The 19394-nt window shown below is 44.5% G+C and carries 22 protein-coding genes; 6 read left to right on the top strand and 16 right to left on the bottom strand.

The genetic code is table 11. The features are described 5' to 3' along the window. Positions 1-26 precede the first annotated feature (26 nt). The 5 genes from EXT48_RS05760 to EXT48_RS05740 all read right to left on the bottom strand — a co-directional run bounded on the left by EXT48_RS05760 (position 27) and on the right by EXT48_RS05740 (position 6084). A complete protein-coding gene (locus tag EXT48_RS05760) occupies positions 27-590 on the bottom strand; it encodes a YSC84-related protein (RefSeq protein ID WP_010605134.1) in 564 nt (187 codons plus the stop codon). A 74-nt stretch (positions 591-664) separates the two neighbouring features. Then, a complete protein-coding gene (locus EXT48_RS05755) occupies positions 665-1771 on the bottom strand; it encodes an aminotransferase class I/II-fold pyridoxal phosphate-dependent enzyme (protein WP_130163840.1) in 1107 nt (368 codons plus the stop codon). A 53-nt stretch (positions 1772-1824) separates the two neighbouring features. Then, positions 1825-3930: a 5-histidylcysteine sulfoxide synthase gene (gene ovoA / locus EXT48_RS05750; RefSeq protein WP_130163839.1), complete on the bottom strand. Its 2106-nt coding sequence runs from the start codon at positions 3928-3930 to the stop codon at positions 1825-1827. A gap of 302 nt (positions 3931-4232) precedes the next feature. Beyond that, the gene (locus tag EXT48_RS05745) at positions 4233-5096 is read right to left on the bottom strand and encodes a DUF417 family protein (protein ID WP_130163838.1); all 864 of its coding nucleotides are present in this window, start codon (positions 5094-5096) and stop codon (positions 4233-4235) included. A 118-nt stretch (positions 5097-5214) separates the two neighbouring features. Further along, positions 5215-6084 carry a LysR family transcriptional regulator gene (locus EXT48_RS05740; RefSeq protein WP_130163837.1) on the bottom strand — a complete coding sequence of 290 codons (870 nt, stop codon included), beginning with the start codon at positions 6082-6084 and terminating at the stop codon, positions 5215-5217. A 103-nt stretch (positions 6085-6187) separates the two neighbouring features. Between EXT48_RS05740 and EXT48_RS05735 the strand changes: the two genes are divergently transcribed. The 5 genes from EXT48_RS05735 (at position 6188) to EXT48_RS05715 (ending at position 10497) form a co-directional block, all read left to right on the top strand. Further along, entirely contained in the window at positions 6188-7165 is a 978-nt protein-coding gene (locus tag EXT48_RS05735) for a TDT family transporter (RefSeq protein WP_205992056.1), read from the top strand. A 93-nt stretch (positions 7166-7258) separates the two neighbouring features. After that, positions 7259-7744 carry a MarR family transcriptional regulator gene (locus EXT48_RS05730; RefSeq protein ID WP_045989777.1) on the top strand — a complete coding sequence of 162 codons (486 nt, stop codon included), beginning with the start codon at positions 7259-7261 and terminating at the stop codon, positions 7742-7744. Next, positions 7737-8801 (top strand): HlyD family secretion protein, encoded by a 1065-nt coding sequence (locus EXT48_RS05725; RefSeq protein ID WP_130163836.1) that lies wholly within the window; start codon positions 7737-7739, stop codon positions 8799-8801. Before EXT48_RS05730 ends, EXT48_RS05725 begins: the two co-directional genes overlap by 8 nt. A gap of 1 nt (position 8802) precedes the next feature. Continuing rightward, complete coding sequence (locus EXT48_RS05720; RefSeq protein WP_039497279.1) at positions 8803-9834, top strand: DUF2955 domain-containing protein; 1032 nt, start codon at positions 8803-8805, stop codon at positions 9832-9834. Between the two features lie 15 nt (positions 9835-9849). Beyond that, the gene (locus tag EXT48_RS05715; protein WP_130163835.1) at positions 9850-10497 is read left to right on the top strand and encodes a tRNA (adenine(22)-N(1))-methyltransferase TrmK; all 648 of its coding nucleotides are present in this window, start codon (positions 9850-9852) and stop codon (positions 10495-10497) included. Here the strand turns inward: EXT48_RS05715 and EXT48_RS05710 are convergent. The 4 genes from EXT48_RS05710 to EXT48_RS05695 form a co-directional block, all read right to left on the bottom strand. Further along, positions 10487-11080 carry a DUF998 domain-containing protein gene (locus tag EXT48_RS05710; protein ID WP_130163834.1) on the bottom strand — a complete coding sequence of 198 codons (594 nt, stop codon included), beginning with the start codon at positions 11078-11080 and terminating at the stop codon, positions 10487-10489. The two genes, EXT48_RS05715 and EXT48_RS05710, sit on opposite strands and share 11 nt — an antisense overlap. An 85-nt stretch (positions 11081-11165) precedes the next feature. After that, a complete protein-coding gene (locus EXT48_RS05705; RefSeq protein WP_240703352.1) occupies positions 11166-11915 on the bottom strand; it encodes an ABC transporter substrate-binding protein in 750 nt (249 codons plus the stop codon). A gap of 156 nt (positions 11916-12071) precedes the next feature. After that, positions 12072-12653 carry a nucleoside deaminase gene (locus EXT48_RS05700; RefSeq protein ID WP_039497274.1) on the bottom strand — a complete coding sequence of 194 codons (582 nt, stop codon included), beginning with the start codon at positions 12651-12653 and terminating at the stop codon, positions 12072-12074. 40 nt (positions 12654-12693) lie between these two features. Continuing rightward, positions 12694-14088: a PLP-dependent aminotransferase family protein gene (locus EXT48_RS05695; RefSeq protein ID WP_130163833.1), complete on the bottom strand. Its 1395-nt coding sequence runs from the start codon at positions 14086-14088 to the stop codon at positions 12694-12696. Between the two features lie 95 nt (positions 14089-14183). On the opposite strand from EXT48_RS05695, the gene EXT48_RS05690 reads away from it, so the two are divergent. Continuing rightward, the gene (locus EXT48_RS05690) at positions 14184-15566 is read left to right on the top strand and encodes a pyridoxal-dependent decarboxylase (protein WP_045989784.1); all 1383 of its coding nucleotides are present in this window, start codon (positions 14184-14186) and stop codon (positions 15564-15566) included. Between the two features lie 17 nt (positions 15567-15583). Here the strand turns inward: EXT48_RS05690 and EXT48_RS05685 are convergent, their stop codons facing one another. From EXT48_RS05685 to EXT48_RS05655, 7 genes are all read right to left on the bottom strand, one after another. Beyond that, positions 15584-16426 (bottom strand): hypothetical protein, encoded by an 843-nt coding sequence (locus EXT48_RS05685; protein ID WP_130163832.1) that lies wholly within the window; start codon positions 16424-16426, stop codon positions 15584-15586. A 15-nt stretch (positions 16427-16441) separates the two neighbouring features. Then, positions 16442-17263, bottom strand: coding sequence for a hypothetical protein (locus tag EXT48_RS05680; protein WP_130163831.1), 822 nt, complete (start codon positions 17261-17263; stop codon positions 16442-16444). A 126-nt stretch (positions 17264-17389) separates the two neighbouring features. Beyond that, positions 17390-17770 carry a DUF4440 domain-containing protein gene (locus EXT48_RS05675; protein WP_130163830.1) on the bottom strand — a complete coding sequence of 127 codons (381 nt, stop codon included), beginning with the start codon at positions 17768-17770 and terminating at the stop codon, positions 17390-17392. Positions 17771-17779: 9 nt separating this feature from the next. Beyond that, positions 17780-18187, bottom strand: a complete 408-nt coding sequence (locus EXT48_RS05670) for a GFA family protein (protein WP_130126096.1) — start codon at positions 18185-18187, stop codon at positions 17780-17782. A 13-nt stretch (positions 18188-18200) separates the two neighbouring features. Continuing rightward, positions 18201-18653 carry a GNAT family N-acetyltransferase gene (locus tag EXT48_RS05665; protein WP_130163829.1) on the bottom strand — a complete coding sequence of 151 codons (453 nt, stop codon included), beginning with the start codon at positions 18651-18653 and terminating at the stop codon, positions 18201-18203. Positions 18654-18668: 15 nt separating this feature from the next. Beyond that, on the bottom strand, positions 18669-18956 hold the full coding sequence (locus tag EXT48_RS05660) for a hypothetical protein (RefSeq protein WP_130126094.1): 288 nt from the start codon (positions 18954-18956) through the stop codon (positions 18669-18671). After that, on the bottom strand, positions 18957-19346 hold the full coding sequence (locus EXT48_RS05655; protein WP_130126093.1) for an HIT family protein: 390 nt from the start codon (positions 19344-19346) through the stop codon (positions 18957-18959). Between the last annotated feature and the right edge of the window lie 48 nt (positions 19347-19394).

Here is a 19394-nt window from a genome sequence, read left to right as displayed (position 1 = left end):
TTCTCTAAAATCGTTATTAGATCATCTTAATTTAGTTCTTTATCTTTCCAGAACTTAGTGCCTTTTACTGTTGCTTGCAGTGCCAAGCCACTTTCAGTAAAGGTGTACACTGTAACATCGCCATAATAGGCTTCGCCTTCTACCGATGCACCTTTTTTAGCCGCTTTCGCCGCAGCATCTGCATTTCCGCCAAACGTCCAGCCTGAGGTCACAAACTTATTCATTGCTTCAGGAGTATGGAATACCATCACAATACGATAATCTTTTACACCTAGACCAAGGCCTACACCACCTTCAGCCATATTCATATAAGTGTTACTTCCTACCGTATTATCATGTACGACACCGTAACCTGTTCCAGCTGCAACAAATAGCAGATTAATATTGGCATTAGAAAAAACAGCATAGCCCGGCGCTGCCGCAATTTGCGAACGCGTATCTGGCTTTTTGCTGTAAAGCTGAGTAAGTACATCGTTTTTCATATCTAGGATGGCACGTTGCTTTTCAACCTTGTCACCATCGCCCATTGAAGCACATGCACTAAGCATGACGGCCAAAAAGCCAGCCATTAAATGTTTAACGTTTACCATAGGTTTTTCCTTTCCTGCATTAATTGAAAATAACACTACCTATCATAGACGCTTAGTTTGAATGCTGGATTAATTTAGAGGTATGTTTCGAGTCTTGCCAAACCAGCGGCAAAGTTACGCTTACCCGTACCTAAACGAAAGTGGCACTCGCTCTCCAATAGAAATAACTTTGCGGGTAACAATAGCGTGTTCGAGGTCTCTGCAAATTGACGTGACCACTTTTCAGAGTCCCTTACTGAATTAATCTTCAGCAATGACAACACACCTCCACGAGGCTCAACCCAAGTCACTTTTTGCGAGTATAAACTGACAAATTCACGCATCAATTGGACGTTATTTGCGATGATTTTCGTATTATGCGCTAAGATAGTTTCACTATGCAGTAATGCGGTCGTCGCCAATAAATCATCCACTTTACTGCCACAAATGCTTAAGTAGCTTTTACCGGCCAACAGCGCATCTGCTAGTGCTTTCGAACCGCAAATTGCCCACCCTACTCGGATCCCAGGTAAGCCCATACTTTTAGATAATACGCCTAACGTAATCGACCGCGGATAAGCCGAAAAGCGCCCACTTACTGCGCGGTCATCGCCATGGCTCTGTGCTGATACTTCATCACTTAAAATGTAAGCACCACACTGCTCTGCTAGCTGCTGTATTTGTCCAACTTCTTTGTCAGTCAAGCCTGTGCCCGTTGGATTATGAGGGGCATTGACGATAATGAGTTTGGTTTTTGTCGTCACTGCGTTTTTGAGTCTTTCTATATCAAACTGCCAGTTGCTCTCTTCTCGCAATGGCACCGTGTTGACGATAGCGCCAAACTGTTTGGGGAGTGTTGCAAGCGATGGGTAACTTGGTGTGCAGACCACCACCTCATCTTGTGGGTCTAGTAATTGCGCCATCGTAGTGAAAATAGCTTCTTGAGCACCGCTAAACGTCACAATTTGATTAAGATCCACACATGCAGTCGTCGGCAGATGATAAGCTTTAATCGCCGCTTTTAGCCCTTCACTGCCCGCAATCGGGTTGTAACCCAGTTCAATATCTGGCATTTTGCCGCCACCAAGCTCAATAAGTTCACCAAGCGTGGTGCCTTGAGCGCAGGAATCACTCAAGTTGATATCGATGGGAGCAGCCAAGCTTTGACTAAACTTAATGTGATCGGGTAATACTAATTCCATTCTTTAACCTAAAAAAATCATGCCAGCACTTTGGCTGGCATGGGTATCAACGACTATTTAAGACGCCAAAGCGTAAGTTGGCATCGCTCTAGTTCAACTTTACGTGCATTTTTGCTTGTGGCGGACATTACTTCATCTTCAGCCAACAGTTCAAAATCTCGTCCCAGTAAAATTTCTAAACCATCACGGCCCGTGACATTCTCACCACTAACCTTATAGCCGCCCAACCAGTTTTGTGCTTGGGTTAGCGCTTTGTCCCACTGATAGGCTGAGCTTATCGCAAGGATCCCGCCTGCATTCAAGCGCGATTTAATTTGGTTTAAAAAGGTTTTTGGTGAATATAAGTATTCCACAACACGATGACATAAGATTAAGTCATACTCGGCGAATTGTGGTTTAAGGTTATGCCCATCCCCTTGGCAAAAATGAATACGCTCACTGAGTTCATTAAATCCCAATTGCGAGGTAGACACTTCGTGGAAGTCCACAATTTCACCTTCAATCTCGGTAGCAAAGCGTACTGGCGTGCCTTCTTTTAAGGCCAACGCGTGTTGAATATTGCGCGCAGTAAAATCAATGCCATCTACTTGAGCAAAGTGTTTCGCTAATTCAAAACTTGCACGACCGACCGAGCAACCTAAGTCCAGCGCTTTATTTGTATTACCTTGATAATGCACCATTAGCTGTGAAACAACACTTTGTAATGGGTTGCCAAAATGCATAACAGGCTTACCGTAGTGGCTATGTAGCGCATTGGCGACGTCCGCATCCATTTCACACAAGTTGACCTTTTGCACTGGCACTTGTGAACTCTCACTTTCGATGTATCTAAATCCTGCATGTTGGAAGAAGTGGCGTCTAAAGGCATAACGAGAGTCTCGCACGGCTTCGTTGCCTGTAGAAATCCAAGAACCACCTTTGATCAGATTATGTTTACCATCAAAAGTGGGGGTCGAGAAATCATCGTATAATGGATGCACTTTAAAGCCGCTATATGCGTCAATCGGACTTTCCGTCCATTGCCAAACATTGCCGATGATGTCGAATAAACCTTCAGTTTCAAAACGGTTAACCGGACAGCTTGAAGCACATACCTCAAGGTTAATGTTTCCCGGCGCTTCACTCCATGTTGGCAGATCAACATCGAGCTTATCGCGTAGTACTTGCCACTCTGCTTCTGTTGGTAAGCGTACAAAGTGCTCACTTTGCTCTGATTTCCAGTTACAAAAAGCCTTCGCTTCAAGGTAATTAACCTCAACTGGCCAATTGAGTGGTAACGGGATTTCTTCGGCTAAGTTTCGTTGCCAAAAGCCTGTGTCTTTTTTTACCCAAAAGCGCGGCATGGTTGATTTAGTTGAAGCCAGCCAAGCTTGACCTTCAGCCGTCCAAAACTCAGGTTGATTGTAGCCACCAGCTTCGACAAAGGTTAAAAACTCTTGGTTTGAGACCACATATTTACTGGCCTTGAATGGCTCCACTTTGACGTCTTGTACACCATATTCGTTATCCCAGCCGTAGGTTTGATTTGATTCAGGTTTACCGAGCCGAACATTACAACCGCTTACTGGGATTAGGTTGTTGTCAGGTGCATCACCGTACTCATCACACGCTTCCCAACCGGGTTGTAAAGTCAAGTCAGCCAGCGGCAGCATCCGCATAATTACAGAAGAGGTTTCTAGGTGGATACGTTCGTGTTCAATCCCCATTAGGACAACCCACGCAAGGCTATCTTGAGTGATTGGTAGAGTAATATCCATCTCGTCGATTAACCCATTAATAAGTGCATTCACTTGCTGGCGATAAGCACGCACTTCTGGCACTGTTGGCCAATCGTAATTATTGCTATCAAGGTCGTCCCAAGACATTTCATCTACGCCAACTGCACAGGTAGATTCAATGTGTGGATTAACACGTTGAGTGATGTATTTCCCTAACATCAACTTATTAACGTAAAAACAAGCGGTATGACCGAAATAGAAAATGAGAGGATGCCGTAACCGCTCAGCCTTCACAAAATAGGCGTCGTCATTGTTGATATTGCTAAATAATGATTCGTACTGCTGCCAGCTATTGTTGAAGTATGCTTTGATCTCAGCGCGCTTTTTCTCTACATCGCCACCTGAAAGCCAGATTGGCTTTAATGTATTTGGTCTTTCCATACAATTATCTTCTTTAAACTTGCTACTTCGATACATACACCATTTCAATGCATGCAGCTTTTAAACTTTGCTCACTTTGCCACTTAATACCAATGGCATCTTGCTGTATACGTTTGATAATCTAGCTTAGACCACTGATATCAACTTTTTATGACCTTAACTTATTCACATTTAATTTTCACTGCCAACAGGGCGATTTTCGGAAAAAACTTCACTTGGTACATCTGGCATATGTGATAAAAATAAAAAGAGCGCAACTTAGGTCACGCTCTTTTGACAGCGGGGCTGCATCACAATGAAATTTACGCGACAGCTGGCTCTATAGACTCAGCCGAGCTGGACTCCAATGTCAAAAACACCAGCACCATGATATTGGCGATAAACCACAAGTCTTTAATCACAAATTGTCCCAAACCACCAAGCAAACTCATGTCGCTAAATGCACCGGCTGCGGTAAACAAAAAGCTTTGTGTCATAACAAATACCGCAAGACACCCAAGGCTTGCGACGCCAATCAAGACTCGCTGATTAAACCAAATGCCAATGCCGAGCAAGCCTGCCATCAAAACGTCATAGACGCCTATCACGTTTGAGGCTTCTTGCACGGTAAACAACTCATACATCCAAGACATAAACGGTGAAGTTTCCACTAGCGGCACGATTGCCTTTGCTTCGAGTTCGAGAAATTTCATTCCACCGATCCAGACTAAAACCAATGCCACGGGGAAATAGTTCGCCCATACGAGCGTTCGCGTGTTGATATGATGACGGCAGTATAGAAATAGTGCCATGGGTACTAACGAAAAATACTTGATGATCCCTTGCCCAGAACCAATAACGGGAAAGCCGCCATGAGCTGCTATCCAGCGGTTTTCGGCAAACAACGTCAGCAAAGTAAATAAACTAATGATGGCGATTAAGGCAAGCGGCCACGCCGCAGGAATAATCTTACATTGCTGTAAAATGACTAGACCCGCGGCGACCATTAACGCAAAGCCAAATACAATGCCAAGCGTGGCAATAGGCACCCACTCCGTTAACCCGTAAAAGCTAAAGGTACCTGAAATGGTACTTGGCCCAGCGCCAAACAAAAATGAAATGCCAAGCAGTAATAAGCTCACTGCTAACACGCCTGAAATAGAATAATCGATAGTTCTGAACGACATATCTAACCTCTTAATATGCTATTGTCTATAAGACCCGAGGTTTGAGAAAGTTCATTCAGTGTTTGTGAAGTTTATACCCATTGCCAGCTGTGTTGAGTCGTTAGGTCGACAGCCCAGTTCAACGCCAGTGCGCCGCAAAGTCAATGAGTCGCGTTAATATTGGGCTTTGAAATTTATCTTTACGCGTCACCAACCAAAACTGCCTCGGTACGGTTTTTAAACCAGAAAGCGCCTTAATTCGTTGCTGTGCTATGGCATGTTCAGCGGAGTATTTTGAGATACACGCTACACCGAGCCCTGCCGCAACACCATTTATAATCGCCTCGGTGGAATTTAACTCAAACGCGGTTCGCCACGACGTAAGCTGCGCTGCAATATTCGCTAAGAAAAATTCTCGACTGCCAGAGCCTTGTTCCCGTAACAACCAGCGAGATTGACTTTGTATCAGCGTTTGAACGTCAGTTACCGCACAGTCCATTGCACTCACGATACACATTTCATCTTCAAACCAAGGCATGATGTCTAAATCTTCGCCTATCACTCGACCTTCAACAAAACCAATGTCTAATTCGTAATCACGAAGCATGGCACACACCTTCGCCGTATTGGTGATAAACAACTGCTGCTGCGTATGCCCTGTTTGCTGCTGAAAAGCCGCTAACATGGGAGGCAACAAATGATTGCCTAAGGTATCGCTGGCACCAATTTTAATTTCGCCATATAGCCTCTCGCTTTCTTTAAATAAGGACTCTAAGAAGCGACATCTATCAAGCACTTGATGCGCATGCGGTAGTAATAACTCTCCGGCTGGATTTATCATTAATCGATTATTTACACGATCGAATAATGGTTGTTCGAGGTGACGCTCTAACTCCGCCAGAGCCATGCTAACAGCAGCCTTAGTTAAACATAGCTTATCCGCTGCAGCCGTGATCGAACGCTCTTGCACGATTACCGTAAATACATTGAGTTGCTTAAGGGTTATCATTGATGTTAAGAATTACTGAACACTAATTTAAATATATTCAGATATTCTTAATCAAAGCGCAAGCGTATTATCCCTTCACCGAACAATTATTGTGAAATTACGCATGGCTACTCTTCTTTCTTATGGTAAAAAACTCACCGCCAATATCCCCACCCCGATGTCTGGTCTTGCTCTTGGGCTAGCTAGTTTAGGCTGGTGTATCAGTAACCTCTTTCCCGCATTTTTTGTGTTAAAACCTTTAAGTGCACTGCTGGCTGGCTTTATTTTATTGTTGTTAGTGCTTAAGTTTATTCATCAACCAGCTCTATTAAGAGCAGATCTCGCAGATCCAGTAGTTGGGAGTGTATTACCAACCAGTGCCATGACAATCATGGTGATTTCTCATAGCATCGCGGCCTATTCACATCTTATTGCAACTGTGGTTTGGCTACTCGCCATTGCACTTCACCTAGGGTTGCTAATCAGCTTCGTGTATTTTCGCAGCCGCAATTTTGAGCTTAACCAGCTAGTGCCAAGTTGGTTTATTCCCCCTGTGGGGTTTGTCGTTGCCGATGTCACCTTTAACGGCATGGCAGCGTTGCAGCCTTTGGCGATGGGGCTTTGGTACTTGGGAGTGATATTTTATCTGCTGCTGCTACCGTTCATGATTTACCGTTTGTGTAGAGGCAGTGCCATACCACAGCAAACCCAGCCCACAATTGCAGTCATGGCAGCGCCTGCGAGTCTATGTTTAGCAGGATATTTAAGTGTCCATCCAATGCCAGCGGCTGGCGTGGTGCTTGCCCTACTGAGCATTGCTATTATTATGACCCTAGCAATATACCTTGCTTTTATTCAGCTTCTGCGGCTGCCATTTAGTCCCGCTTTTGCAGCATATACCTTTCCATTAGTCATCGGCGTCACCGCCATTAGTAAGGTCGTCACTTGGCCCGGCAGCGAACACTTAAGCCAAGGCTGGTTAAGTGTGTTGCAGTACCTAGTTTGGTTTGAACTTGTTGTTGCGATCGCTGTAATTAGCCACGTTTGTATTCACTATACGCGATTCTTACTAAAAATAAGCACCGCCAATTCAGAGAGTTAAAGCTAATATTGCAATAACCTAAACACACACCATTTACTTAGCATGCTAACTAATTTAGAATACTTAGCATGCTAAGTAAATATATCTTAAGTTATGTCGTCACTTCCATTTCATGAAACGCTCGATCTTAGTCTCTGTGGCAAGTTAGGCCGAGTCCATAGAATTTGCCGTCAAGCCGTAACCCAAGCTGTGGAGCCACTCGGTTTTACCCAGCCTCGCTGGACCGCCATGATGCATATTCATCATTTGGGTGAAGGTTGCACACAACACCAATTGGCATGCAGTTTAGATATCGAAATGCCGAGCCTGACTCGCACGATGAAACAGTTAGAAGAGAATAACGTCATTGAACGCCGCATTGATAAGCAAGACAAACGCTGTCGTAAAATCTACTTTACCGAACACGGGCAAGCCCAGTTAGCGCAGCTAAAGATGCGGATCAGTGAAGTGAAGGCACTTTTATATCATGGGCTTAGCGATGACGAGCTCAATGCTATTGCACATGCTTTGGTCAAACTTGAGAACAATGCTCAGCAATGTTGTGACAATATTTCTGAAAGTGGGGGTACCAGTGAGTAAACTTAGTCCAGATCAGCAATTTTCCCGCTACGTAAAGGTTTCAATCGCCCTTTTTGCACTCTGCTTTAGCTATTTTATCTTTGCTGATCTCTATATACCAATGACGCCTCAGGCACGTGTGTATCATCAAGTAACCAAAGTGACGCCTAAAGTCAGTGGTGAAGTGCTTGCAGTAAATGTCAGCAATAATCAAAGAGTTCAGCAAGGGCAACTACTACTTACTATTGATGAAGCGCCATATCGTTTAGCATTAGCTAAGGCTGAGCTCGCTTTGGCTGAGGTTAATCAGCAGAACAAACAATTAGACGCACAGATGGTTGCCCAGCAAGCACAAATAGAGGCTGCTGTAGCCAAGTATGATGAGCAACAGCGACTTTATAAACGCAGCCAATCTTTGCTGTCACAACACGCAATTTCAACGCAGGAATCAGATCAAATTCAAGCAAATTTTGCGACGGCTAAGTCACAGCTTAGTGCACTCAGAGCTAATCTACATGCGCTTGAAGTAAAGCGTGGTGCAACCGACGAACAAAATATTGCACTAATGCAAGCACGAAATGCCGTAGAGCAGGCTAAATTGCAACTCAGCTATACCGAAGTCCGCGCGCCCCATGATGGCATCATTAGTAACTTACAGATCACCACGGGAACCTATGCTCGAACGGGTGTGAGTCTAACCAGTTTGGTTTCGGACAATGTTGACTTAGCTGCGGATTTCAGAGAAAAATCGCTTTACCACGTCAAACTCGGCGAACAAGCGCTAGTGAGCTTTGATGCGTTACCGGGCAAAGTATACCCTGCCGTGATCCATGAATTTTCTGCTGGCGTCAGCGATGGACAGCTCAATGCCGACGGCCAATTGGCTGCCGTTGAGACCTCCAACCGCTGGGTGCGAGATGCGCAACGTCAACGCGTTCATTTAGCATTTGATGAGCCATTACCTTTACTAGCAAGTGGTGCCAGAGCGACTGTTCAAGTTCTGCCTGAAAGCTCTCTGCTTGCAACCCTTGCACAAGCGCAAATCAAATTCGTCAGTCTACTTCACTACGTTTATTGATATGAAAGTTGCACTGAACGCCAATGACCTGAGACAGATGCTGCGTATTGCAACTGGGAGTACGCTAGGCTTTGCACTAAGCAAACTGCTCAACTGGCCGTACGGTATCTTTTTTACCGTATATCCCATGCTGCTACTTGGGTTAGTACCAATGTTAAACGCACACATAGTGCGCCAGTTTATCTTAAGTGGGTTGGTCTGTGCCTTTTCGGTATTGGTGCTACAAGGGCTATTTGGCTTCCACCCTGCGTTAATGTCCTTACTCACCTTTGCCTTATTTGCCTTTTTGTTTTTGCAAATGAGCAAAGGCGTTAACTTCTTATTTGGTGCAATGAGTGTGGTGGGACTATCAATCCAACTTCATTTTGCCAGTTATGCGTCAACCAGTGGTGGCTTATATTCACTCATAGCCAGTAACTCTCTGGCTATTATCATTAGTATCGCAACCGCATATGTAATGCATTGGTTATTTCCGGATGTTACTGTGCGTCAATTACCGCCACGGCCAGCGAAAGACGCGGCAAGTATTCGCCATGAAGTCTTACTGTGCGCCACCGTAGCCACACTCTCATTTATGATATTCCAAATCCTAGATTTACAAGATTCCGTTTCCGCCCAAGCGGCATCAATATTAATCCTCTTTCCACTGAGTTGGAAAGCGGCGGGCACAGCGGGCTGGCAACGTGCAGTTGGCACGCTGATAGGTTGTAACTTGGCATTAGCAGCGCAAATCCTACTGCAAACCTATAGCCAAATTTTACTTTTTCCAATTTTGATTTTATGGATCTTAGTCTTCATTTTTAGTCGCTACCACTTGTTAAGTGGTGGTGCTCCTGGGATTGGCTTTGGTATTATTACCACTTTTGGGATCTTATTTGGTCAGTCTCTCGCGCCAAATCAAGATTTAATCTATAGCGCACTGTATCGCTTCAGTTCAGTGAGCGTTGCAATTACGGTAAGTCTCTGTGCAATCTACCTTATTCATCGCCTACTTAACCACTTTAGTGCAACGCGCCACCATACCTACGCCTGAATAAAAGGAATCCACTTGAAGCTTGGAAAACGCTTACAGACTTTGCATGATGTTGTTACTGAAGACTATCAACATATTTGGGACTGCTGCTGCGATCATGGCCAGCTTGGTGCACAATTTTTAGATTCGAGCCAAGCGCACATACACTTTGTTGATGTAGTCCCAGCGCTTATCGCGAAAGTAAAATTGGATCTCGCGCGCTTCTTTCCAGAAGCTGAAACGCGCTATAGCCTTTACACCCAAGACGTTGCGACGCTCCCTCTTGCACAATACTCAGGCAGGCAGTTAGTGATCATCGCAGGTGTTGGCGGCGACTTAACCGCAGAACTGATGACAAGTCTTTGCTGCAATTTGCGTGACGAGGTCGATTTCTTGCTTTGCCCAGTTCATCATCATTATACCTTGAGGCAAACCTTGCAATCTTTGCCACTTAAGCTGACCTATGAATCACTGGTTGAAGAAAATCGACGTATTTACGAAGTGCTCTATCTCACTTCAGGTAAGACTGGCACTGCCATAACCCCATTGGGCGAAGCGATTTGGCAACAAGGCACGCTGTCCAAACGCTATTTAGAGAAAACGCTGGATCATTATGCACGAGTTGCCAAAGGCAAACCCGAAGCGCAAGCCATTTTATTGGCTTATCAACACCTTACACTATAAAACACAGCGCACTCAGCCAGACTAGCTGAACGCCATAACTTAATCGCTGATAGAGCCCACTGTTACGCTTTTTCTTGTAAGCATTGGCAAGCTGATAGCTAAAACCGATACAAACAAGTACACAAGCAGTAGAAAACCAAGCAAACAGCGAGTTTAACGGGCTTACAAACCAGACCAATAAAGGTGCGATGAGTAAGCTTAATAGCATTACCATGCCCGCGAAAGAATGAATATTACACGCTCGACTTGGCGAGGTTGTGTATGGATCCCGATCCATAGGAAAGAAACCTGCAACAGCGGTTGCTAGACCATGACAAACAATCAAACCACCGATAACACCTAACGCCCAGTTCCCTTCGGGTGCCAAGATGATATAAAAACCAAAACAACAAAATAAAAAGGCTAAGGGGTAATTATTAACTGCAGGAGACAATCGCTCTGTTGGGCTGCCACTGGCGCCTAACTCACTACAAAATTGATTTTTGTGACTATAATTTGGGTAACGCTTGGCAACGCCATACACCCCTACCAGCATCCATATACTTGCTAGTATGCCAAAATAACTCACCAACTCTTGCAACATCACGCCTATCCTTAATGCGCTAAATTTATGTCTACACACTTTATACTAATTTAGGAACATACGAAACCAAGCAGCTGCATTCAATTTAGTGTATTTTCCAGCGCTCCAAAATAGCGTGTTGTTGACCACTTTGACTTAATTCCGCTAGTGCGTGCTGCAAGCGGTTCGCAAGCTCATTGGGAAACTCTGCATTCACCGCCAGAGCCAACTCACTTGGGAAATGCTCAAGAAGTAACTTATGCTCAATTGCTTTTGGGTCCAGCTTAAGGGCGTTTAGCTCTTTCTCGAGTGTTAGTGTGTTGGTTAGTACAAAATCAATCCGGCCCTTAAACAATAAATTCCAAAGACTTTGGTAGTTTGACACTAATACCAACTCATAGCCTTCAGAAAAGCCAGCTTGTTTGAGAAAGGTTTCACTATAATAACCGCGTATGGTTCCGGTACGATAGCGCTTTGCAGCGTCAAGATCGTTTATTGGCGTTTGAGATTGTTTCAGGCCAATGAGTGATGCGGACGTATGGCACATAGTACCCAAAAAGCGGAAATAGACTTCTCGAGTTGGTGTTTTTAGCCAAGATAACAGCACAACATTAGGTTTAGTTTCTAATTCGTGTAACACACGGGCCATCGGCATTATTTCAATTTTAGCAGTAACATTTGCTTTATCTGCTACCGCTTGAGCAAGCTCAACCAGGCCACCATCCACTTCTCCTTGGCCATTAATAAAATGATAGGGAGGCAAATCTTCCGCAACAAAATGCACCGTTTCTTGCGGCGAAGCAATTATTTTGGTTGATGCAAGTAGCGCCATAAGGAATAAAATTTTCCGAATCATTTTATCTCAATAAATTAAATAATCATTCGGTCAGTGTGCCCGTATTTGCATTGCAATTCAATCCGCAGCAATGGCTATATTACTTCGGAAAGTATTTCATTTGATAATCCAGTACATCATGTAGTAATGGTTTTACCTCGCCATGGGCACAGTTAGCTACTTATGACCTGCGTTTACCGCTGCCAGACCTTGCCAATCTTCTAAATCTTGTTCTGGCTTTTCAGCACGAAATTGTTGATACAATACGATACCTTGCTCATCTTCTAAAATATCGACTTGTACGCCCTTGCTTTCAAGTAGCGGCTCATTGCCTGAAGCATTCGTGATATCCCCCACCACGACTCGCTGAAAGCCACGCATGTAGAGTAATGTTGCACATACGTCACAAGGACTTAGGCTGGTATACAAAGTGGTTTTACTAAAATCAATCCGTCCCGCATCTCGAATTGCCGAGGTTTCACCATGGTTATATGGGTGACTCTCTTGTACTAACGTATTATGTCCTTTACCTACAATTTGATTGGTCTCGTTATCAACAATAACCGCACCAATTGGGCAACCGCCCTCTTCATAACCCTTTTTTGCCAGCAAAACAGCAATGCGCATAAAGTCTTTATCGCAAAGCTTACGCGTAAAGTTGCTATCGAGTAATACGCCAAGACTCTTGGTTGGCATATGTGCAATGGCATTGAGCGCTTCGCTATTTACTTGAGTTTCTGCGTTGAGTAATACAGTCATTTTTTAATTCCTTGTTGTATTATATGAACCGAGCATAACACTATAATTTGGCGCAATTATGAAGTACCCAATCACATAGCTTATCTAACCAAGGTTTTGCCACATCAAGCGGCCAACCGCAATTGATCCGCAAATGATCTTGATACAACTCACGACTTGTAAATAAGCTGCCTTGGCGAATCTCAATCCCAAGTTCAGCGAGCCGTAAAGCGAGTGCATCACAGTCAATATTAGGCAGTTTCAGCCATAATGCCATTCCGCCCTGAGGGGAAGATATTTTACAGCCCTTTGGTAAACGCGATTTCAAATAGCTTTGGTAAGCGAAGCAGTGTGCCGCTAAGGTGCGATTAAGCGTACGTAAATGGCGCTGGTAATGTCCTGTCTCAATAAAGCGTGATACCGCCATTTGTAAACATTGGTTTGGCATGCCGTGAAATGCCTGCATGAGCGCGGCCACTTGGCTTTGATAACGCCCAGCTTCACACCATCCAACTTGCAAGCCCGGCGCTAACGTCTTAGACACTGAGCTACACCAAATTACATATCCGGCTTTATCCCACGCTTTTATCGGTAAAGGCATTGTTTGATTATGGCTCAGCTCCCCAAAGACGTCGTCTTCGATAATCGCCACTTGATACCGCACAGCAAAATCCGCAAGCCACGCTTTTTGTTGCACAGATAGACTGTGTCCCGTTGGATTTTGATGGTTTGCCGTAAGCAAACACGCAGATACCCTTTGCGTTGTCACTACCTGTTCCAAGGCTTCTAGGTCGAGTCCTTCGGGCGTCGTTGGGATCTCAATGACCTTGAGCTGTAGCGTTGCAAGCAGTTGCAATAAACCTTGATAACAAGGTGATGGCACCACCACACAATCCCCCGCTTTTGTAACAGCCTGCAGTCCCGCCATCACGGCTTGTATACAACCGCCCGTCACCACGAGATTATCAGGATTCAGCGCCAACCCCTTTTGTTTAAAGTGCTTGGTTAGATTCTCTCTAAGCGACATCAGTCCCATCGCATTGGGATAATGAAAATGGTGATACTGAGGAGAGTCGAACGCTTGCTTTATAAACTTAGTCAGGCGATTTATGGGCATCAACTCGGGCGCTACTTGCACCGTCGATAACATCGTATTGAGCCCCATGACAGAGGGTCTTAGCGCACTTTTGGGAGATTTTACTTCACTCGTAAACGTGGCAAAGTCAATGTCACTATTTTTCGCTTTCGGTTTACAAATATAAAAACCAGACTTCTCTTGAGAAGCTAAAAAGCCATTATCCTGTAATTCCTCATAGGTTCTAATTGCAGTACTCATGCTCACGCCATGCTGCTTGGCAAAGATCCTAAGTGAAGTCATTTTTTCACCGCATTGACGCTCACCAGCATTTATCTCTGCAATCACCTGCTCACTTAATGTAATAAACTTCCTCGCCATCTGTATCCTTAATAACCAAGAATTCTGTATCTGTACTGCATTTTTATCGAAGTTACACTGTAATTCCAGTATTCGATCACAAATAGGATTGACACATGACGATGACACACAACCAATGGCAAGCATTACCCCAATTACTCACTGAGTTTTCTAAACTTACCGAGGCATTTATACAGTCTAGCAATAGCCGTCCCGTCGCAGGTCGAGATATTGCTCCGCCCGACCTAACACTCACAGAATCAGGGATTGAATTTGAATCACTGATAGAGATTTTTAGTAAACAAGTAGTGCCAAACTTAAGTACCAGCATTGGGCCTAGGTATTGGGGATTTGTCACTGGCGGCGCAACACCTGTTGCCACCTTTGCCGATTGGCTAGTGTCAACCTATGACCAAAATGTCTCAAAGGGCGATGGCTCCATTGCGACCAGTATAGAGCGGCAGGCCATTCGCTGGCTAACCGAATTATTCGACCTACCAGCGAGCTTTGATGGTCTTTTTACTACAGGAGCGACAGCAGCAAATTACTTAGGTGCAGTCATAGCACGCCAGTTTGCAGGGCATCAACAAGGGATCAATGTGGCAGAAGATGGAGCCTTCGGTTTGGAAGTTGAGGTTTTTTGCGCGACGCCCCACGCGAGTATGATTAAGGCGCTTGGTCTTGCAGGCCTTGGTCGCAACCAAATCACGAGAGTCGCAACGCAAGTAGGCAATGAGGCTACGGATATTGCAGCGCTTGAGTCAGCGCTTGCAACAAGTAACGCCAAAGGAAAGGTTGTCATCGCCAGTGCCGCCACGGTTACCGGCACTAATTTTGACGATTTAATGCAGATCCGCCGTCTATGCGATAAACACCAAGCTTGGCTGCATGTTGATGCTGCATTTGGCATTTTCGACCGGCTGGTCTCTGGCTCAGAAGGTCGCACTAAGGGGCTAGAGTTCGCCGATAGTATTACCTTGGATGCACACAAGTGGCTCAATGTGCCATACGATTGTGGGATCTTTCTCACTCGTCATTTGCACTACTTGGTTGAAAGCTGCGACGTTCCAGCTCCATACTTAGTCACATCAAAAGCCGACCCCGACTTTTTTTCGATGGGTGTAGAAAACTCTCGTCGATTTAGGGCACTGCCCGTTTGGATGTCATTACTTGCCTATGGTAAAGACGGGATCCGTCAATGGGTAGGCAAAAATATTGCGCAAACTAAACAGCTTGCAGACTGGTTTGCTGATTCTCCAGACTATGAATTAGTCTACTACGGAGAGCTGAACGTGGTGCTTTTCAAGCCAAGTGGCAAAGACGACGCAGCCACAACCGCCCTTCTTCATGCCATTAATGCGGACGGCCGTATATTTGTCAGCCCAGGGAGTTGGCAAGGGCAGAAGGTGATCCGTGCTGCGCTCAGTAATTGGCAAACGGAGCAAGTCGATTTAGACATAGCAAAAAGCGCATTAACCGAATTAGCTAAGGCGCTTTAAGATTATAATATTTGAAGTTAGCTAACGCTGTGATTAGGAGTAATACTTTGCGCCAACTTGCGACTGTATTCCTCAAAATCGATATTGCTTTGCTCACCAAGTCCAGCCACCGCATGAGAAATAAACTGCGGTGGTACAAATAGATAAGTACGTTTTTTAAATTTCCAATGACGCACGATGTGCTTGGGCTGATGCTTGTCTTCATCTAACCCAGCCAACGAAAATAAGTCTTGCCAGTCACTTTCGGTATCGCCTGTCGACTGGGCAATACTTTGTGGTTCGATACTAAGCAAAATTGCCGACGTTTGTGGCACGCCCATCAACAGCTCACCAATAAAAAAGATGCTACCACTGCGGCAAAGCTGCTGCTGCGCTTCCGTCATCTCAGATTGCTCTGCCATCTTCGCCCTTTGATATTGCATACCATTAAACATGGACTTGGCAAAAGGCAGCTGCTTTTCAGAAAACTCTCGATTTAAGACATGCTGAAACAGCGCTTTGCCGAGCGCATTACCTACGCCATCGTGACTAAAAGTGCCTTCTTCCACATTGGTTTCAATGAAAAGCCCTGACTCTACCAAAATATTTTTCACAGCTTGGTAGTTAAATATTGAAAACGGCTTCCCCGTCACCGGATTTGTTGTCGACGTCACCGCTTTTGTCATCGCGGCAAAAAACACACTAATATCAACGAATGCACTTTTTAAGTCAGTGTCAAAGTTCTGAATGCTATCCGCCGTGGCACACAACATGATATTACCCGTTTCATTAAACACATAATGTTTAGTAATTGGGGTATACATTGGCTGTGACTGCGGTTTTGACGGTTTATCTTGCTTGCTAAACCAAGTTGAGAACATTATTTACTCCCAACATTAACTGTCCTTTTTAGTCGTTTTACTGGCTGCAGTGGTTTGCGGCGGTGCGGCTATGACACTTCGCATTGATTCAATTAGATTATTAAATTCAGGGTCTGACATCGCTTCATTGAGCGATGCCGCTTGCTTAACAAATGCAGGTGGCACAAATAAGTATACTGATTTGCACAGACTTAACTGCACGTCTGTATGCCCGCCTTGTAAGCAAGGGCCCGCTTGCCAAATGGCTTTTACATCATTGGCATCCGCTGAAATGACAATGGGCGCAATAGAAATTGCACCAAGCAGATATTCGCAAACAAAAATAATCGTCCCGACCTTTTTGTCTTGGCTGTCGGAACTCGCACTAATACTTAGCGAGGCTTGCCCCATACCAGCGATCATATCCATCAATGATTTACCTATGGAGGCTAAATTACCACTGAGCCCTAGTAAAGTTTGGATCAGTTGGCTTGATAAGGTGACGCCACTTTGCTTACTTTCAAATTGAATATTGCTATCTGTCACTTTGACAAACAATCCTGAGCTTGACACTAATTTATTGAGTGCATCGTAGTCGTACAGACTTGTCCCAGCTTCTGCCATCGCTTTTGTGAGCGCGGCAAAAAATACGCTGACTTCACCAAACGCATTTTCAGCTTCTTGCGGCAATACACTTCCATCTGCGGTACTGTTTAGTGTACTTGCGATAAATAAGTTGCCGGTGGCATTCACTACAAATTGTTTAGTCGCTGGCACTTCATTGCTGTTTGTCGTCGTTAAATTAGCGGCTCTGGTTTGTGCATTGCTCACTACAGTGCCTGGTTGAGATGTTGGCATACTCGTTCCTTAGATCTTGATCTAGCATATATTCTTCTTATGTCGATTTAGTGTAGTCGCATTTTAAATTACTTAAAATTTACTTTTGTGATTTTTTGCAATCCAAACTATGTCATAACAACAGCACTAAAATAAACTGGTGGGCGTACCCTGATGATGTAACAACTGCCACTTACCATTTTGCTCAACCCATAAAGATGACCGATAAGCATGCTCTGAAAGCGTGCCATCAGTCTCCCTCCATGCAGAGCGATAAGTAAGAAGCAAAGCGTCACTATTCATATAAGCACAGTGAAACTGCTCTGCTACCACCTCCCCATCTGGCCATTCTTCTTCATTCATTAAGCATAGGATCTGGCTCAAGTTATATTGGCTTCCAGAGCGTCCAACCTCAATAAATTGAGGGTGAAGGAGTTCGCGACACAACGCCATATTATGCCTATTTTCTTTGCGATGAAGCGCACACTCCTTCGCGATGACTTGCTCAATAATTGACGTTGAACACATCAGAGCAGGCTAAGGCTGTTTATCAAATACAATGACGCCCTCTGGGATAGTATACCAGTCTTGCTTTTCACTAACCCATGCATGGGCCGTCGGTTGAATAAGGCGAGTATCGTCCAAATTACTTGGTTTGAGTTTAATTGAATTCGGTTCTGCGGGATTAAAGTGGTAAATGCGATTGCCACAAGTTGGGCAAAACTTTGCTCCGCTAACGTTACCGCTGTCAGCTGGGCGCCGCCATTCCTTCATCAGACCCGAAAATTCAATATCGTCTTTATCAACAATGGCAGTAATGCTAAATGCGCTGGTTGATAGTTTTTGGCAAGCCTTACAGTGACAGGCGACCACCATTTTAGGTGCTGCTTTTAACGTGTAGCTTACTTCACCACATTGGCACGAGCCATTAATTGGAAATGTCATAAAATATCCTTGCTTAAGTTCGATCTAACCTCATTGGAATAAATCTAATACCGTTTTTCTGTGCTTCTTGCCCTGTCGCCTGAAATCCTAACGCAAGATAAAAAGGTGCTGCATTGAGCGATGAACACAATGAGACTTGAGCTGCGGTTGTACTCGCTAGCACAGTATCTAATAGTCGCCGACCAATCCCTTTACCTTGGGCTGACTTGGCAACAAATAAATGGGTGAGATAGTTACCATCTCTTAATAAAGCAAATCCAATCAGCTCACCGTTTAACAACGCCTTGGCACCGACAAAATTGGCGTTGCGCATCACCTGAGTCACTTCAGGTAATATTTCGTTTAAATAAGTATCTTTTCCAAGCTGCGAAAAATGGGGTAAGACGTCAGCCTCTGAAACTTCGCGCATTAACCTTTCAATGGCATTTGCATCCTCGCCCTGAATAGCATTGATGGTAATCTTCACTTATGACCTTTTGATTTATTGCGTGCTTACATTTCTGGCAAACGTTATCCCAAAAAAGAAATGCATTGCAGCTAGGCTAAATATTAACTTACTTAAACTGGCATCGAAAAACCAAATACCAATAGCAAATACGGGATGCATAGCAACCATTACCCACCAGCACACTCGGCCAATTTTGTAGAGTGGGTAGCCATGCTTGTTTTGAAAATTTAATAATCCAAATGCCCAAGGCAACAAAGTCCAGACGAGTGACATACAAAGCAATAGCGTTACAACAACCTTGATTAATACTTCCCCGAGCATCTATAACCCCTCAAGTGAGGTACGCAAAACCTCTTGAGGTTTAATATTGAGTTCATCACGTCCAAACGCAAAACTATCTCGCTTATAGCGGGGGAAAATATGCAGGTGATAGTGGCTCAATTCGTTAAAGTGCCCGTTGTTTTGCACCAACGTAATCCCATCTGGGGAAAATTTACGCTCAATTCGCACATAAAGGTCACGCGCAACGCCGTGGATTTCAGCCAGTATGGATTCTGGGACCTGAAGAAGCGTTTCATAAGGGGATTTGGGGCAAATTAAGATATGGCCAAAATTTATGGGGTCATGATCGGCAAACGCAATCACCTGCTCTGATTCATATACGATAACCGCTTCTATATTCCGAGCAACTATCTGTTCTACAATCGTCATCAGCTACCTCTCCTTAACCTGATTACATAGAGTAATGTACCTGAGCAA

Source organism: Pseudoalteromonas sp. CO348, assembly GCF_004208845.1.
Classification (GTDB): domain Bacteria; phylum Pseudomonadota; class Gammaproteobacteria; order Enterobacterales; family Alteromonadaceae; genus Pseudoalteromonas; species Pseudoalteromonas maricaloris.
The sequence above is the reverse complement of the archived record's forward strand: the minus strand, read 5'-3'. Positions and strand labels throughout refer to the sequence as shown.

What these genes read in the sequence shown, in the direction of transcription:
- EXT48_RS05695 (WP_130163833.1), bottom strand. Translation starts at nt 14,088, where the DNA reads ATGGCGAGGAAGTTTATTACATTAAGTGAGCAGGTGATTGCAGAGATA.
- EXT48_RS05680 (WP_130163831.1), bottom strand. Translation starts at nt 17,263, where the DNA reads ATGCCAACATCTCAACCAGGCACTGTAGTGAGCAATGCACAAACCAGA.
- EXT48_RS05730 (WP_045989777.1), top strand. Translation starts at nt 7,259, where the DNA reads ATGTCGTCACTTCCATTTCATGAAACGCTCGATCTTAGTCTCTGTGGC.
- EXT48_RS05705 (WP_240703352.1), bottom strand. Translation starts at nt 11,915, where the DNA reads ATGATTCGGAAAATTTTATTCCTTATGGCGCTACTTGCATCAACCAAA.
- EXT48_RS05660 (WP_130126094.1), bottom strand. Translation starts at nt 18,956, where the DNA reads ATGCTCGGGGAAGTATTAATCAAGGTTGTTGTAACGCTATTGCTTTGT.
- EXT48_RS05735 (WP_205992056.1), top strand. Translation starts at nt 6,188, where the DNA reads ATGGCTACTCTTCTTTCTTATGGTAAAAAACTCACCGCCAATATCCCC.
- EXT48_RS05690 (WP_045989784.1), top strand. Translation starts at nt 14,184, where the DNA reads ATGACGATGACACACAACCAATGGCAAGCATTACCCCAATTACTCACT.
- EXT48_RS05685 (WP_130163832.1), bottom strand. Translation starts at nt 16,426, where the DNA reads ATGTTCTCAACTTGGTTTAGCAAGCAAGATAAACCGTCAAAACCGCAG.
- EXT48_RS05655 (WP_130126093.1), bottom strand. Translation starts at nt 19,346, where the DNA reads ATGACGATTGTAGAACAGATAGTTGCTCGGAATATAGAAGCGGTTATC.
- EXT48_RS05755 (WP_130163840.1), bottom strand. Translation starts at nt 1,771, where the DNA reads ATGGAATTAGTATTACCCGATCACATTAAGTTTAGTCAAAGCTTGGCT.
- EXT48_RS05745 (WP_130163838.1), bottom strand. Translation starts at nt 5,096, where the DNA reads ATGTCGTTCAGAACTATCGATTATTCTATTTCAGGCGTGTTAGCAGTG.
- EXT48_RS05710 (WP_130163834.1), bottom strand. Translation starts at nt 11,080, where the DNA reads ATGTTGCAAGAGTTGGTGAGTTATTTTGGCATACTAGCAAGTATATGG.
- EXT48_RS05760 (WP_010605134.1), bottom strand. Translation starts at nt 590, where the DNA reads ATGGTAAACGTTAAACATTTAATGGCTGGCTTTTTGGCCGTCATGCTT.
- EXT48_RS05670 (WP_130126096.1), bottom strand. Translation starts at nt 18,187, where the DNA reads ATGACATTTCCAATTAATGGCTCGTGCCAATGTGGTGAAGTAAGCTAC.
- EXT48_RS05675 (WP_130163830.1), bottom strand. Translation starts at nt 17,770, where the DNA reads ATGTGTTCAACGTCAATTATTGAGCAAGTCATCGCGAAGGAGTGTGCG.
- ovoA (WP_130163839.1), bottom strand. Translation starts at nt 3,930, where the DNA reads ATGGAAAGACCAAATACATTAAAGCCAATCTGGCTTTCAGGTGGCGAT.
- EXT48_RS05740 (WP_130163837.1), bottom strand. Translation starts at nt 6,084, where the DNA reads ATGATAACCCTTAAGCAACTCAATGTATTTACGGTAATCGTGCAAGAG.
- EXT48_RS05700 (WP_039497274.1), bottom strand. Translation starts at nt 12,653, where the DNA reads ATGACTGTATTACTCAACGCAGAAACTCAAGTAAATAGCGAAGCGCTC.
- EXT48_RS05720 (WP_039497279.1), top strand. Translation starts at nt 8,803, where the DNA reads ATGAAAGTTGCACTGAACGCCAATGACCTGAGACAGATGCTGCGTATT.